Below are 15350 nucleotides of genomic sequence, written 5' to 3'. Positions count from 1 at the left end.
CCAGTCTCGCTGGTTTTGGATGTTTTTTTGTGGGGATGAGTGTGTGAGGGGCGCTTATGCTCGGTGATTGAGAAATACGCGCGTTCAGCAAGGCGATACGCGCGGTGACGAGAAAATATGCGCGGTCGCAGGGAAATACGCGCGGTGGTGAGAAAATATGCGCGGTCGCAGGGAGATGCGTGCGGTGACGAGGAAATATGCGCGGTGGCAGGGAAATATGTGCGGTGACGAGGAAATACGCGCGGTAAAACGAAAATATGCGCATTCCAGCAAATTTGTTTGCGCAATAGATGAAATTATCAGAAAATGATGAAAAATACCTATAATTTTCCAATCGCTCGTGATACGATAAAACCAGCGAAGAAATCATAAACATCAAAGGGGATGTTGAGATGGAATTTAATGCGATTGTGGTAGGAGCGGGACTTGCGGGGTTAGTGGCGGCTGCGGAAATCGCAGACGCGGGCAAAAAAGTGTTGTTATTAGACCAAGAGCCGGCAGCTTCTTTAGGCGGGCAGGCGTGGTGGTCGTTTGGTGGACTATTTTTAGTCGATTCGCCTGAACAGCGGCGGATGGGCATTAAGGATTCAAAAGAATTGGCTTGGCAAGACTGGCTTGGGGCAGCTGGATTTGATCGAGAGCAAGACGAAGATTATTGGGGCAAAAAATGGGCACGAGCCTATGTCGACTTTGCTACAAACGAAAAAAGAAATTGGCTTGCAGCAATGGGCGTCAAATTTTTCCCAGTTGTTGGATGGGCAGAGCGTGGCGGCTATTTAGCGGAAGGTCATGGCAATTCCGTACCGCGCTTTCATATTGTTTGGGGAACGGGTCCAGGAATTGTGGCTCCTTTTGAGCGACGCGTTCGCGAACATATCAAAAATGGAGGGATTGAATACCAGCCACGGCACCGAGTAGATGAATTAATTACAAAAGAAGGTCGTGTAATCGGAGTTACAGGTTCTTTATTAGAACCGAGTGATGCAAAACGCGGCGAAGCCAGTTCACGAAACGTTGTCAGCAACTTCCGTTGCGAAGCAAAAGCGGTCATTATCACAAGTGGCGGGATAGGCGCAAATCATGAACTAATCCGGAAAAATTGGCCAAGTCGTTTAGGGAAAGCACCCGAAACTATGCTAACAGGCGTTCCGGCGCATGTAGATGGGCGAATGCTTGAGATTACTGAAAAAGCAGGCGGGCGAATCGTCAATCGCGACCGGATGTGGCATTACACAGAAGGCATCAAAAATTGGAATCCGATTTGGAACAAGCATGGCATTCGGATTTTACCAGGCCCTTCGTCAATGTGGTTTGATGCGAAAGGGGAACGTTTTCCTGCACCCAATTTCCCGGGATTTGATACGCTTGGAACACTTGAAACCATCCAGAAAACCGGCTATGACTATTCGTGGTTTATTTTGACGCAGAAAATTATTGAAAAAGAATTTGCGCTGTCGGGATCTGAACAAAATCCTGACTTAACCGGCAAAAGCATTCCGCAAGTTTTGTCTCGAGTTCGTGCAGGAGCAACCACGCCAGTGCAAGCTTTTATGGACAAAGGCGAAGATTTTATCGTTGCCGATACACTCGAAGAGTTAGTGGCTGGCATGAACAAATTAACAGGAGAAAATTTGTTAGACGTTTCGCGAATCAAACAACAAATTAGAGCACGTGACGGCCAACTTGATAATGAATTCTCAAAAGATCTACAAATCACAGCGATGCGTGGTGCTCGAAATTATCGAGGAGATCGACTAATTCGCGTGGCGACACCGCATAAATTACTCGACCGCAAAAAAGGTCCGCTTATTGCAGTGCGCTTAAATATCTTAAGTCGCAAAACTTTAGGTGGTTTACAAACGGATTTATCCGCGCGGGTACTCGATGATGCAGGTCAACCTGTACCTGGCTTGTACGCAGCTGGGGAAGTCGCTGGCTTTGGTGGCGGTGGCGTTCACGGATATCGTTCGTTAGAAGGAACATTTCTTGGCGGCTGTTTGTTTTCAGGAAGAGTAGCGGGAAGAGCGGTGGCAGGTAGAGGAGGTTCGGCAAGTGCTCTTTGATGGGATAGCGTACCAGATTTTTCTGTTTGCACTCGGAAGCGGATCGAGTATTTATTTAATGAACTTATTTCTGAGAAAATTTTTAGGAGTCGAGAAAAAGAAAGCTAAGCCAATAAACGACCTTCATAAAAAGTGGGAAAAAAGATTAAGTATAGGATCAGGAATTCTTATTTTTTGCATGTCGATGGCAGTGATCAAGTACGGACCTGCAGCTAGTCTATTTGTATTTGGACTATCTGTTGTCCTGGGAACTGCACAAATTTTACTGCGTGCAGGATTTGAAAAGAATCATGCAGAAAATCCGAATGATTATTTGTTCACCATTTTAGAATCGTTTACGAACGTTATGATTTTGATGATCTTTGGCTTTAGTTTATTTCCAGACTTTATCTCGTTCGTGCTCAATATTTACTAAGAAAAAAGGAGGAACACGCAGAACTAGGAAGCTGGTTTTGCGTGTTTTTTGTTGTTTGGGGAATTTATGCGCGGTTGCGAGCAGAATACGCGCGGTGCAGAGAAAATATGCTCGGTCGGCAAGAAGATACGCGCGTTCCAGAGAAAATACGCACGCTCCACAAACTTTGTTTGCAGAATAAATAAAACTGTCAGAAAATATCTATAATTTTCCAAACTGTCATGATACGATAAAAGAAATTACGAAGTCATTCATGATCAAAGGGGATGATGCAGATGGATCTCGATGTCATGAGGATGAGAGACAGTATTCCTATACTAGTTGGCGATGGAGTTTCAGAAAGTGAAATGGCATTCCGTTTTATTCTTTTTATCGGTGGCAGCATAGCAGTTATTTTCTTAATGAATAGGTTGTTAAAAAATTTTTTTGGAGAGGAAAAAAAATCTGTTGAAGATAGGTACATAAACGATTCACACAAGAAGTGGGACAGAATCGTAAGTAGAGGGTCGAGTATTGTACTGGTAATACTACTGCTTATCTTTTGGAATACAGACTTGCCCATGAACATCCCGCTATTTCTAATCTTTGCGATTTTACCTACATTAGTGCAAATAGGATTTGAAAGAAAGTACGCAAAAAATCCAAATGAATACTTGTACAAAGTACTAATAATGTTAGTGGGTAGTGCAGTAATTCTTACTCTGCTTTTTATCTTATCACCAGGATTTTAAATGAAATTAAGGGGACGATCATATGGGCGATATCATTGGAACACTTTTTATCTTAATTCCTATTTTTATTGTGGCATTTGCATTTAGGTGGATTCGTCAAATCCGTTTAAATTCAGAAAAGCAGATTGAACAAAATAATGAAATCATTGCATTATTAAAAGAAAGTAGAGGAAATGCGAGTGACTAACCAAGAAGCGGTATTGATCCGTCCATACCAGGAAGAGGATTTCTCAACAATTAACGAATTGAACAAACAACAAGGCTGGACCAATCTTGTAGAAAAGCAGCAAGAGACAAAACAGGCATGGGCCAATTCCACAGTAGCGGTAGTTGCAGAAAGCGAAGGGCAGGTAATCGGCTGCTTAAGAGGCTTAACAGATGGATTTATTACTTTATATGTGTGCGAACTATTGGTAGAACAATCACATCGAAAATTAGGGGTAGGGAAAGAACTAGTGCGTCATGTTCACAATCAATACCCAAAAACACGTATAGAGCTATTAGCTAGCAGTACGTCGCGTAGTTTTTACGAAACGCAAAAATACCGTCCTTTTTATGGCTTTCGTAAAACTATAGAAGAATAAAGTTGTTTCACGTGAAACGTTTTTTATGTAGAGGAGGGTCTTCAATGAAAGGTGAACAAGTGCATATTCGTTTTTTTCGACTTGGAGATGCCGAACAAAAACTAAAGCTAGAAGTGGAAAATCGTGATTTTTTTGAAGAGTATTCAGTGACGCGTTATTCGGACTTTTATACGCTTGCTATGCAACGGGAACTAATTGAAATCTATACAGAGCAAAAAGAAGATGATCTATCGTATAGCTTTGGGATCTTTGAAAACAACACTGATGTACTAGTAGGCACAATTAGCTTGGTTCAAGTGTTAAGAGGACCGTTACAAAGTGCAATTCTTGGATATGCCTTAGATAAAAAGCACAATGGCAAAGGATATATGACAGAAGCGATAAAGTTAGTTGTGGCGTACGCTTTTAAAAAGTTAGCGCTGCACCGAATTGAAGCAGGTGTCATGCCCGGTCATATTGCCTCGATCCGAGTGTTAGAAAAAGCTGGATTTCATCAAGAAGGCATCGCCATTAAAAACGTTGAAATCAATGGGAAATGGCAAGATCATCAAATATTGGCTATCATCAATCCGCAGGACGACTAAAAAGTAGAAGAGGAAGGGCTGATTTTATGTATCTTCAGTCTGACAGACTCCAATTCCGAGTATATACAGACGAAGATTTTTATTTTTTATGGTCGCTATTAGCTGATCCGGAAATGATTCGTTATATCGGCAAAGGCGAGACCAGAGATAGAAGTAAAGCGCTTGAGTTTCTTTATTGGATTTATCGCTCCTACAAGGAAAATCCAGGAAGTGGGCTTCTATTACTAACCCGAAAAACCGATGGCAAAAAAATTGGCCATGCGGGACTAGTCACCCAAACCATTGAAGGTGTAAATGAATTGGAGATTGGTTACTGGGTGGCAAAAGAATTTTGGGGCCAAGGCTATGCCAAAGAGGCAGCTAAAGCTTTACGGAATTATGGACTTCAACAACTGGGCAAAAACCGGCTCATTTCCTTGATTCAAGAAAATAACATGGCTTCACAAAAAGTAGCAGAACATATTGGTATGACGGTGGAAAAAAAGATTTCCCTATTTGGAAAAAACACTTATATTTACGCAGTAGAAGAGGAGAAAAGTCATGGAATTCCCTATATTGGAAACGGAAAGATTGATTTTAAATAAAATCGAAGAAAAAGATGCAGCTCGATTTTTCGACATCATGTCTCGCGATGAAGTAACGGTATATTACGGAATGGATAGTTTAACTTACCAAGAAGAAGCAGTCGAAATAATTCGTTCATTTGACGCCGTTTGGAACGCGAAAAGAGGGATGCGCTGGGCGATTCGTTTGAAAGAAACAGACGAATTTATAGGAACGATCGGCTTAAATAATTTAAATGTAAAAGCAAAAAAAGCTGAAGTTGGATACGAACTGCATCCTGATTATTGGCATCAATACTACACCCAAGAAGCAAATACAGCTGTATTAAACTACGCTTTTTCTGAATTAAATTTATATCGTATGGGGGCGGTAACTTTCCCGGAAAACACCCCATCAAACCGGCTATTGGAAAAGCTCGGTTTTACTTTAGAAGGCCGTCTCCGTGGCTATTTGCATCAGCGAAATCAGTCCCACGACGCCTACGTTTTTTCTTTACTGAAACCGGAATGGCAGAAAAATTTAACGTGAGTCGTTGAGCATCGCAGTCATTAGCGGCATCATCGTTTTGCGCTCTGTGACGTGTTCATTGATCCAACTTGCTTCTCTAGCAACCAATTGACGGAGTTGAGACGCAGCCAGTGGGTGATTTTTCGGTGTCAGGGAATTAGAAATTGCGTTAATTTCTGAAAAAATAGCTTCCGGTAGCGACTGACTGATTGCTTTTAACCCTAATTGAGCGCGGTGAGGTGCATATCGGTGCAACAAAACCCGTGCCAAATGCTCAAGCACATGAGATAGCATCTTCACGGCCCATACGTCGTTTCCTCTACCACTCGCTTTGCGGTATTGAAATAAAAACCAGGCAACATCAATAACATGGTCTGTATATTCCTCTTTACTCAGCTCAAGATTTTGCGATGCGACAAATTGATCGAGTAAATTTTCAGGGTCGTAAACCACTTTGAAAAAATCCTTTGTAGAAAACGATTCAACCGTTACCGTAAACAAATCGATATGCAATAAATTATCAAAAACCGCAATCAGTTGAGGCGCAATAATAAAAATATCATCTTGAAACAATATCGGTCGATAGGCTTCAAGGTGAGAAAGCCGCTCTTTCAAAAACAATTCTTCTTGTTCTGAGTCCACTAAGCAATAAAGATCGATATCCGAATGTTCGTCGTGTTCATTTCTACCCATGGAGCCTTTCAGAAAAACGGCCCGCACATACGAACTTTTTATTAAACTTGCCGTAATTTGCTGTACCGCAATTTCTTGAATAAGCATAAGCAATTCCTCCAATAACTGAATTTTTTTATTATAGCAGAAGAGGATAAAAATTCCAATTTGAAAAAAAGAGGTGTTTTACATGCGTCAAATTATCGCGATGGGCGGCGGTGGATTCTCCATGGAACCGGACAACCCGCTACTCGATCAATACATACTAAAACAAGCAAATAAAGCTCGACCAAAAATCTGTTTTATTCCAACAGCAAGTGGAGATGCAGATAGTTATATTGAAAAATTTTATAACTTTTTCAATCAGCAAGACTGTGAGCCGAGTCATTTGTCTTTATTCAAACCACATACACGAAAATTAGAGGAGTTTGTATTACAACAAGATATTATTTATGTGGGCGGTGGCAATACCAAAAATTTATTGGTGCTCTGGAAAGAATGGGGATTGGATCAACTATTGAAAACTGCGTGGGAACAAGGAGTTGTTTTAGCGGGTCTTAGCGCAGGTTCGATTTGCTGGTATGAACAAGGCGTCACCGATTCTTATGGCGACAAGCTCGAACCACTCGAAGCGCTCGGGTTTTTACCGGGCAGCCATTGCCCACATTACGACGGCGAAGCCGAAAGAAGACCGACCTATCGTCAATTTGTGGAGCAAGGAACGCTCCAACCAGGAATTGCCGCAGATGACGGAGCAGCAGTCCATTATATCGACCAAGAGATCAAAAAGGTTGTCAGCTCAAGACCAGCAGCTAAAGCGTACCGCGTATTTCAAGGTGGGGAAGAGGAATTGATGGTTGAGTATTTGGGGGAGTGAACCGTAACAATGCTGGATCTTTTTTCCTTGAAATCAGAGAAGTTACAAGACGGACGATTAATTCGTGTTTATACACCTAAAAGCTATCAAAAGAGTAATAAGCGGTATCCAGTGTTGTATATGCACGATGGCCAAAATGTTTTTCGAAACGACAATGCCATTGGTGGCGTGTCACTGGAATTAGAAGATTATTTAGATGAAAACAACATGGATATAATCGTTGTGGCGATAGATCAAAATAGTGAGGAACGAAAAAATGAGTATTGTCCGTGGGAAAATGGGGCATATAGCAAACCATTTCTAAAAGATAAAATGATGTCTTTTGGAGGCAGTGGTTCAAGCTATATAAAATTTATCGTTGAAGAATTGAAACCTTATATTGATAAAACATATCGAACACAACAGAGTCATACGGCGATGGCTGGAATTTCGCTTGGCGGGTTGATTACTTTGTACGCAGCGTGTATTTACCCGCATATATTCACAAACATCATTCTTTTTTCGTCCGGATTTTATGTCAATCAAGAAAAAATCGAAGAGTTGATAGATACAACAGACTTATCTGTACTAACTTCACTATATATGGACTGCGGTACAAGTGAAGTAGGGAGTGATTCAACCATTAGCCATGAATTTTTGGTTTCGAATCAGAGGGTGGCAAAAAGGTTGAACATAAAGTGTTCTTTTGTAACTTTTAATATATTAGAAGGCGAGGAACATAACTACCTTTCTTTTCAGAAAAGAGTTCCAGAGCTTTTTAGTTTTTTACAAAACGAGGTGCTTTTATGAAAATAGAATTAATTAAAGCAGAAGTTTCGGATGCCACGTCTATTTTAGCGATGCAAAAAAAGTCTTTCATGCCTCTATTAATGAAGTATCAGGACATGAATACAAATCCTGCAAACGAAACACTTGAACAAGTTCTCACTCGAATAACAATGTCGGACTCATTTTTCTACAAAATCGTACAAGAAAAGAAAATGGTAGGCGCAATACGCGTCAAGTACGGAGGAGAAGACCGTTTCTGGATCAGTCCCATATTCGTAGATCCACGGTTCCAAGGGCTAGGGATTGCTAGAGCAGCAATGAAACTAGCTGAAGAGCAACATGTGGAAGCAAAAGTTTGGGAGTTAGCCACCATTTTGGAGGAAGAAGCAAATTGTCGGTTCTATGAAAAAATAGGATATCAATCAACAGGAGTCACTCAAATCTTAAATTCTAGAGCGACATTAGGTTATTTCAAAAAAGCAGCAAAGGGTGCCGAATAAATGAAAATTACTGCAGAGCTTTCAAGGTTTAAGTTGAAAAAGGGTAAAGAGTAGTAGTTGAGCAATGGGTGAAATTTTTATTTGAGCACATGGATAATGTATTACTCACGCTTGAGGAGGAATAAATGTTTGTAGAAACGATTTCTAAAGAAAACCCTATCTTTATTGCTATTCAATACAAGGGGAAGGTGGCGTAGAATTAGAAAATTCAAGTCATGGCGTGGATCAAAAACATATGGAATTCTGGAACGAATACATTGATTCTAATTATCCATCAGTTGATATGGAAGCATAGCTTGTCATGATTCAGAAAAAAGTAAAATCAGTAATGAAATGATAAATGTTGCATCGGAGGAGGGACAAAAAATGTTTGAAACAAACCAATTCTTTTTGCGAGAGTTTATTAAAGAGGATTGGAAAGCTGTACATGCCTATGCCTCACAGGGGATCGTTTCACAATACCAGCCGTGGGGACCTAATACAGAAGAAGAAACGCAACAATATATAGTCGAGGTGCTAGACCAACAGTTAGCAAAACCTCGTACGAGTTTTACTTTTGCAGTGGTATGGAAAGAAACAAACGAAGTGATTGGAGCGGGAGAGCTTTCTGCAATAGATAACATGAATCAATCAGGTGAAATCGGTTATATTCTTCATCCGGATTTTTGGAGAAGGGGAATTGCGACAGAAGTAACATTATTATTACTCGAATTTGGGTTTAGAAACAAAGAGCTTAACAGAATTTCGGCTAGTTGTGATCTTCAAAACATTGGATCGCAAAAAGTTCTAGCAAAATCAGGAATGGTAAAAGAAGGACTGCTTCGCCAAAACTTACGAATGAAAAAAGGGTGGCGCGATTCTCTGCTCTACAGTATTCTCAAAACTGAGTACATAAGCTAGTATTCATGTTCCCCTAACTAACATCTGCTATAGTGAAATTAAGGGCAGTATCCTTGCTGAACTGCACCCGAAAAAATCGTTCTACAATCGAATAGTTCTGCCTTGATCTTAAATCGACAGGGACGGAGAAAACCTACAATAAACTTCCTGCCCGTCTGTCCAAAATTGGAAAGATGGGCTTTATTTTTGGTTTCCCTCCCAAAAGGAGAGAGAAAAATGAAGAATACCGCTTCACTGATCAAAATGAAAACACAAAACGAAAAAATCGCCATGCTCACGGCTTATGATTATCCATCAGCCAAGCTTGCAGAAGAATCCGGAGTGGATGTCATTTTAGTCGGCGATTCTTTAGGAATGGTCGTTCTTGGATACGACTCTACTGTAAAAGTAACCGTGGATGATATGATTCATCACGGCAAAGCCGCTCGCCGCGGAGCTCCTGACACGTTTTTAGTTGTGGATATGCCATTTGCCTCGTTTCATGGAAGTGCTGAGCGGATATTGGACAACGCGGTTCGTATGTTCCAAGAAACTGGAGCAGAAGCGCTAAAAGTAGAAGGGGCAGATGAAGTGGTAGACGCCATGAAATTATTGACCCGCACTGGCATTCCAGTTGTGGCGCATTTAGGTTTGCTTCCTCAATCAGCAGGGGTACTCGGTGGCTATAAAGTGCAAGGCAAAACCGCAGATGCCGCACAAAAGCTGATCGACGATGCCCTCGCTTGTGAAGCGGCAGGCGCATGCATGTTGGTTCTTGAATGCATTCCTTACCAATTAGCGGAGAAAGTAACGGCAGCCCTCACAATACCTGTCATTGGCATTGGCGCAGGCAGTGAAACAGATGGCCAAGTACTTGTTTACCACGACACGCTGAAATACGGTTCGCATCATTTACCAAAATTTGTTCGCTCGTATGCTGAAACGGGTGAGAGCATGAAAAAAGGCTTGATTCAGTATGTTAATGAAGTAAAATCAGGTGTATTTCCTACAGAAGAACATCGCTTCACGATGAAAGAAGAAGAGCTCAAACAATTGTATGGTGGAAAAGAATAAGTACTGAAAAGATAGCACACCTCCAAAGTTAGCAATAAAAACTAACTTTGGGGGTGTTTTGTCGTTAAGTTCTCTACTCTATGTTAGAAAAAAATTCTCGCGGGTATGTGAATTTAATAAGGACCAAAATATAGGAGGGAGGAGACAATATGAAAGTGAGTATTATTAAGCATTCCGAATGGGCAGATACCAAATTCACGCTACATTTAATCTCTCAAATTTTAGGGAAGATAAAATTAGTCACGGCTCATAAAGAACCTCAATGGGCGCATATAACACTTCCGTTAACTCCAAATGGCTTTACAACAGGTTTGTTATTTGCTGAGGATGACCTTTTGCAACTTGATGTAGATGTTAGAAATAGTTTAATTTCGATAAATGTCAATGGAACAACGGAAGACATCCCGATTGAAACGTCAAAATCGATTAAAGCTTATTTTGATGAAATATTTCACAGTTTGCATTCACGAGGGGTCGAGGTAACGATAAATCCAAAACCACAGGAAATGGCATACAAAAAGCTATTAAATGAAGACGAGACGCCGTTAACTTTCCATCAGCAAGATGCGGTGAGGGGATTAACGCTTTTCCAGTTCGTACTAAATGAGCAGATGAAATTTTTGGCCCCTTTGCGATGCCGAAAAATAAAACCGGCTCTTTTTTGGGGAACGTTTGATGTTTCGGCACTGATTGTAAACGGAATTATGGAAGAGTTTCCGGAAGATAAAGTGATTGAAAAAGCTGCATTTGACGAGCATATGATCGAGTATGGATGTTGGCTAGGCGACGAGAAAACCGATACACCTTCTTTCTTTGTATTGCCCTATCCATTTATCAACAAAGATTTAAATTATCCGAGCGTTAAGCCGGCTGAAGCATATTACGAAGCAAGTTTGAGCGAATATTTTTTAGATCTAGAAAGCGTGATGAAATCAGACAACCCAAGTGAAACAGTTCAAGCGTTTTTCCACACGACTTTTGATGTCTTACAAACGGAATTAGCGTGGGAAGGCTGTTCTCATTACTTTATACCGCTGAAAATGGATTAGAGGAGGAAATAGAAGATGGAGATTAAAACTGGAGAAAACAAATTTTATATTGGGAATGACTCAGGGAACCCGGACGCAGAGCTTCACCTTGAACCAACTGACTCTAAGTTAATAAACATCGATCACACGTATGTGAGCGAGAATTTACGAGGACAAGGGGTAGGTGAAATGCTTGTAGAGAAAGTGGTAAACTACGCGAGACAAGAAGACATAGTAATTACGGCAAGTTGTCCATTTGCCAAAAAAGAACTTTCAAATCGTCCGGAATTTGAAGATGTTTTAGCAACTGAATAAGGTTAGCTACATGCAAAAGGGATATTACTCTCATTTGAGGTAGCCAAATTTATTTGGCTACCATTGATTTTTAATAAAGAAATTGACGCATTAAACTTTCCATGATATTATTATCTCACATTAAAGATAAATTAATTAAAGGTATTTTTATTTGTGTGAAATAATTGAATAGAGTAACCCATCTTTACTTAAAATAAAAGTGAGTTGTTCAAAATCCTTGCTCTATCAATTAAAAAAAATACTTATTGAGGGTGTTAAAATATTAATTAGTGTAAAAAATTTTTTTACACTAATATCTCGAATTCGAGATATTAGCAATCTTAAATATAAGGAGGAATTCACCATGATTTCGATCAACCCGAAAGAAAATAGCGAGCGAGACAATTACAAATTATTAATTGGATCGATTATTCCGCGACCAATTGCGTTTATCACTACTCAGTCAGAATCAGGTGTTGTGAACGGAGCACCATTTAGTTATTTCAACATCGTCTCTTCAAATCCACCAATGGTATCCGTAGCGATACAAAGGCCGGCTGGAAAATTGAAAGATACGGCACGAAACATTTACGATTCAGGCGAATTTGTTGTGCATATTGTAGATGGTGAAAATGTTGCGAAAATCAATGAAACAGCAGCGTCTTTGCCACCGTCAGAAAGTGAAGTGGAAAAAGCCGATTTAACGCTCGTTTCAAGTACAGAAATTTCAGTACCTGGTGTAAAAGAAGCGAAAGTCCGTATGGAATGTCGTTTAGTACAAGCCATTCCTTTAGGTGGAGAGGGACCCGGTAGTGATTTGTTTATCGGAGAAGTAATCCAGTTCCACATAGATGAAAAAATATACGAAAGTGGCCGTATTGACCCTAGAGGATTAGGTGCAGTTAGCCGCTTAGCAGGTACAAATTATGCGCATATAGGCGAGATTTTTTCAATCGACAGACCAAAATAACAAAAAGAAAAGAGGAATAATAAATGAAAATGGAACATATTTTTAGAAAAGGAACAAACTCAGAAAAACCAGTATTATTGCTATTGCACGGAACAGGCGGAAATGAAAATTCACTAATGACACTTGCACCGATGATCGACGCAGAAGCATCTATCCTTAGTGTACGAGGGAATGTTTCAGAACAAGGCATGCCTCGATTCTTCAGACGCTTAAGTGAAGGTGTATTTGATGAAGAGGACTTAGTATTCCGCACAAATGAACTCAACGAATTTTTAAATGAAGCAGCAGCGAAATATGAATTTAACCGCAATAACATCGTCGCTATTGGCTATTCAAATGGTGCAAACATTGCCGCGAGTTTGTTGTATCACTTTAAAGACGCGTTAATGGGCGCTATTTTACATCATCCAATGGTGCCATTACGTAATATTGAACTGCCAGATCTTTCAGGAAGAGAAGTCTTTATCGCAGCCGGAACGAATGATCCAATTTCACCGGTAAAAGAAGCAGAAGAACTTCACGAGATGCTCCAATCTGCAAAAGCTTCTGTAGAAGTCCATTGGGAGAACAATGGCCACCAATTAACCGGAAGTGAAGTAGAAGCTGCAAGACAATGGTATAACGATAGATTTTAATAAGAATCTCACGTAACAGAGGAGGAAACAACATGAAAAAAACTACTGGAATTCACCATATAACAGCAATCGTAGGTCATCCGCAAGAAAACGTCGATTTTTATGCAGGAGTACTCGGTTTGCGATTGGTTAAAAAAACGGTAAACTTCGATGACCCAGGAACATACCACTTGTATTTTGGAAACCAAGGCGGCGAACCAGGAACGATTATTACGTTCTTCCCGTGGGCAAATGCATTTCAAGGGAAAATTGGAGCAGGACAAGTTGGCGTAATTTCATTTGTTGTGCCAACTGGCGCATTGTCATTCTGGGGAAATCGGTTAGGAAAACTCAACATCAACTTTGCAAAAGAACAACGTTTTAACGAAACGTATGTAACGTTTGAAGATCCTCACGGCCTACAATTAGAGTTGGTAGAACGACAAGCTGGAAAACAAAATGATTTTGCGTTTGGAGATGTTACTCCCGAAGTAGCGATTAAAGGCTTTGCGGGAGCCACTTTACTTTCGGCACGTCCAGAGCAAACGGCAAAAACGCTTGAAGAAGTAATGGGACTTGAAAAAGTTGGAGAAGAAGGCGACTTTACACGTTTCCGTTCTTCTAGTGAACTTGGCAATATCATCGACCTGAAAACGACACCTCTTGGTCGTGGAGAAATGGGTGTTGGGACTGTGCATCACATTGCTTGGCGTGCAAATGACGACCAAGATCAAGTAGAATGGCAAGAGTTTGTTCGCAACCAAGGTTACGGGGTAACAGAAGTAAAAGACCGCAATTATTTCAATGCTATTTACTTTAGAGAACACGGAGAAATTTTGTTTGAAATCGCAACAGACCCACCAGGATTTGCACACGATGAATCACTTGAAACTATGGGTGAAAATTTAATGTTGCCTGCACAATACGAGCAGCATCGTGAAAAAGTAGAAGAATCTCTTATCCCATTTGAAGTTCGTTCAGTTGAGTGAGAACGACGGTTTGAAGAATAACTAAAGGCTAAACGAAAACTACTTCGTTTAGCCTTTCTTTTCGCTTATTAAAATCGATATAATTTTAAGAAAAGTAAAGAATTTTGTAACAAATTTACACGCGTAAGGAGTGAAAACCAATGACCCATAAACGAGTATTGTGGCTGGAACTATTTTTCGATTTGATTTTTGTTGCCGCTATAGCGAAAGCAACACATGTATTGCTCCACTTAGAAGAAGGGGTAATTCCAATAGAATATTTGTTTAAGTTTGTGTTGATCTTCATCCCAATCTGGTGGTCTTGGGTAGGTCACACACTTTACACGAATCGTTTCGGGGAAGACCGGTTGTCTCATCGGTTGTTTATGATTTTACAAATGTTTTTTATGGTTGTGCTGACAGCCAGTCTGTCACCTGACTTCGATAGCTATTACTTGCCATTTTTAATCGGCTACATTGGTGTTCGTTTAGTCACATCTCTTCAATATTTGTACACCATGCGTGAAGTTCGCAGAGAAGAGTACCAAGTAGCTAAAAGGTTAGGATTCGGATTTCTAATCGGAATAACAATCTCGCTTTTATCTTTATTCTTCGATTCATGGATTCGGTATTTCTTCTTGTATTTAGGTATTTTTATAGATATTTTAATTCCCATCTTAAATAGAAAACACCTAAAAAAAGTGCCGGTAAACACGCCGCATTTATTAGAACGATTCGGATTATTGACGATTATCTTATTTGGAGAGTCCATTGTTAGCCTCGTCGCCATATTTGAAACAGAAGGATTTTTATGGAGCGAAGTATCAATCATTTTCCTAGCGTTCCTACTGATCATTGCCATGTGGTGGCAATATTTCGATAATCTTGAAAAGAAAATTGATAAAGAAGCTCGTACTTCAGGTCAAATCATTATTTACGGTCATTTGTTTATTTTGATGTCCATGAGCTTGTTTGCTGCCGTCATTCGAATGAGTTATTTGTATAAAGTAGATCCGAGCTTCTTGTTACTGTTGACCTTTGGAACGGCCTTTGTTTATTTTCTTTCGACAACAGTTGTTTTCCATAAATACCGTATGCCGGAACATCGCTTGCAAGTATGGCATTTACTGTTCTTTATTTCTATTTTAGCTGTGTTTTTAATCTTTAACTTGTTAATTCCTGTTGAAGAAATTGTTTTATTGAGTGAGTTGTTGATCTTTTTTGTGATATACACATATATCACAACGAAGTAATGACT

Annotated in this window: 21 protein-coding genes; 20 read left to right on the top strand and 1 reads right to left on the bottom strand. The window is 40.1% G+C overall.

What is annotated here, in order from left to right:
• Positions 1-392: 392 nt before the first annotated feature.
• From MLE13_RS03960 to MLE13_RS03925, 8 genes are all read left to right on the top strand, one after another.
• On the top strand, positions 393-2063 hold the full coding sequence (locus MLE13_RS03960; protein WP_240748164.1) for an FAD-binding dehydrogenase: 1671 nt from the start codon (positions 393-395) through the stop codon (positions 2061-2063).
• Positions 2053-2478: a DUF4181 domain-containing protein gene (locus MLE13_RS03955; RefSeq protein ID WP_240748163.1), complete on the top strand. Its 426-nt coding sequence runs from the start codon at positions 2053-2055 to the stop codon at positions 2476-2478. The genes MLE13_RS03960 and MLE13_RS03955 overlap by 11 nt, the downstream gene beginning before the upstream one ends.
• Positions 2479-2753: 275 nt before the next feature.
• Positions 2754-3209, top strand: a complete 456-nt coding sequence (locus MLE13_RS03950) for a DUF4181 domain-containing protein (RefSeq protein ID WP_240748162.1) — start codon at positions 2754-2756, stop codon at positions 3207-3209.
• Between the two features lie 22 nt (positions 3210-3231).
• On the top strand, positions 3232-3396 hold the full coding sequence (locus tag MLE13_RS03945; protein WP_240748161.1) for a hypothetical protein: 165 nt from the start codon (positions 3232-3234) through the stop codon (positions 3394-3396).
• Positions 3383-3793: a GNAT family N-acetyltransferase gene (locus MLE13_RS03940; protein WP_276323812.1), complete on the top strand. Its 411-nt coding sequence runs from the start codon at positions 3383-3385 to the stop codon at positions 3791-3793. The genes MLE13_RS03945 and MLE13_RS03940 overlap by 14 nt, the downstream gene beginning before the upstream one ends.
• Positions 3794-3837: 44 nt before the next feature.
• Entirely contained in the window at positions 3838-4377 is a 540-nt protein-coding gene (locus tag MLE13_RS03935) for a GNAT family N-acetyltransferase (protein WP_240748159.1), read from the top strand.
• Between the two features lie 26 nt (positions 4378-4403).
• Positions 4404-4961 (top strand): GNAT family N-acetyltransferase, encoded by a 558-nt coding sequence (locus MLE13_RS03930; RefSeq protein ID WP_240748158.1) that lies wholly within the window; start codon positions 4404-4406, stop codon positions 4959-4961.
• On the top strand, positions 4918-5469 hold the full coding sequence (locus MLE13_RS03925) for a GNAT family N-acetyltransferase (protein WP_240748157.1): 552 nt from the start codon (positions 4918-4920) through the stop codon (positions 5467-5469). The genes MLE13_RS03930 and MLE13_RS03925 overlap by 44 nt, the downstream gene beginning before the upstream one ends.
• On the opposite strand, the gene MLE13_RS03920 is transcribed toward MLE13_RS03925, so the two are convergent.
• Positions 5461-6228 (bottom strand): nucleotidyltransferase domain-containing protein, encoded by a 768-nt coding sequence (locus MLE13_RS03920; protein ID WP_240748156.1) that lies wholly within the window; start codon positions 6226-6228, stop codon positions 5461-5463. The two genes, MLE13_RS03925 and MLE13_RS03920, sit on opposite strands and share 9 nt — an antisense overlap.
• An 82-nt stretch (positions 6229-6310) precedes the next feature.
• Between MLE13_RS03920 and MLE13_RS03915 the strand changes: the two genes are divergently transcribed.
• The 12 genes from MLE13_RS03915 (at position 6311) to MLE13_RS03860 (ending at position 15345) form a co-directional block, all read left to right on the top strand.
• Complete coding sequence (locus MLE13_RS03915) at positions 6311-6997, top strand: peptidase E (RefSeq protein WP_240748155.1); 687 nt, start codon at positions 6311-6313, stop codon at positions 6995-6997.
• A 9-nt stretch (positions 6998-7006) separates the two neighbouring features.
• Positions 7007-7786 carry an alpha/beta hydrolase gene (locus tag MLE13_RS03910; protein ID WP_240748154.1) on the top strand — a complete coding sequence of 260 codons (780 nt, stop codon included), beginning with the start codon at positions 7007-7009 and terminating at the stop codon, positions 7784-7786.
• The gene (locus tag MLE13_RS03905) at positions 7783-8265 is read left to right on the top strand and encodes a GNAT family N-acetyltransferase (RefSeq protein WP_240748153.1); all 483 of its coding nucleotides are present in this window, start codon (positions 7783-7785) and stop codon (positions 8263-8265) included. The genes MLE13_RS03910 and MLE13_RS03905 overlap by 4 nt, the downstream gene beginning before the upstream one ends.
• Positions 8266-8440: 175 nt before the next feature.
• Positions 8441-8560, top strand: a complete 120-nt coding sequence (locus tag MLE13_RS18050) for a DUF6176 family protein (protein WP_430905201.1) — start codon at positions 8441-8443, stop codon at positions 8558-8560.
• A 71-nt stretch (positions 8561-8631) separates the two neighbouring features.
• Positions 8632-9165: a GNAT family N-acetyltransferase gene (locus MLE13_RS03895; RefSeq protein WP_240748152.1), complete on the top strand. Its 534-nt coding sequence runs from the start codon at positions 8632-8634 to the stop codon at positions 9163-9165.
• Positions 9166-9381: 216 nt separating this feature from the next.
• Positions 9382-10218, top strand: coding sequence for a 3-methyl-2-oxobutanoate hydroxymethyltransferase (gene panB, locus MLE13_RS03890; RefSeq protein ID WP_240748151.1), 837 nt, complete (start codon positions 9382-9384; stop codon positions 10216-10218).
• A gap of 149 nt (positions 10219-10367) precedes the next feature.
• On the top strand, positions 10368-11267 hold the full coding sequence (locus MLE13_RS03885) for a DUF5996 family protein (RefSeq protein ID WP_240748150.1): 900 nt from the start codon (positions 10368-10370) through the stop codon (positions 11265-11267).
• Between the two features lie 15 nt (positions 11268-11282).
• Positions 11283-11561: a GNAT family N-acetyltransferase gene (locus tag MLE13_RS03880; protein ID WP_240748149.1), complete on the top strand. Its 279-nt coding sequence runs from the start codon at positions 11283-11285 to the stop codon at positions 11559-11561.
• A gap of 343 nt (positions 11562-11904) precedes the next feature.
• Positions 11905-12510: a flavin reductase family protein gene (locus MLE13_RS03875; RefSeq protein WP_240748148.1), complete on the top strand. Its 606-nt coding sequence runs from the start codon at positions 11905-11907 to the stop codon at positions 12508-12510.
• A 29-nt stretch (positions 12511-12539) separates the two neighbouring features.
• A complete protein-coding gene (locus tag MLE13_RS03870) occupies positions 12540-13145 on the top strand; it encodes an alpha/beta hydrolase (RefSeq protein ID WP_240748276.1) in 606 nt (201 codons plus the stop codon).
• A gap of 32 nt (positions 13146-13177) precedes the next feature.
• The gene (locus MLE13_RS03865; protein ID WP_240748147.1) at positions 13178-14113 is read left to right on the top strand and encodes a ring-cleaving dioxygenase; all 936 of its coding nucleotides are present in this window, start codon (positions 13178-13180) and stop codon (positions 14111-14113) included.
• 140 nt (positions 14114-14253) lie between these two features.
• Positions 14254-15345, top strand: a complete 1092-nt coding sequence (locus tag MLE13_RS03860) for a low temperature requirement protein A (protein ID WP_240748146.1) — start codon at positions 14254-14256, stop codon at positions 15343-15345.
• The last annotated feature ends 5 nt before the right edge of the window (positions 15346-15350 follow it).

Source organism: Planococcus halocryophilus (genome assembly GCF_022489025.1).
GTDB lineage: Bacteria > Bacillota > Bacilli > Bacillales_A > Planococcaceae > Planococcus > Planococcus halocryophilus_A.
This window is presented reverse-complemented; position numbering and strand designations above follow the sequence as displayed.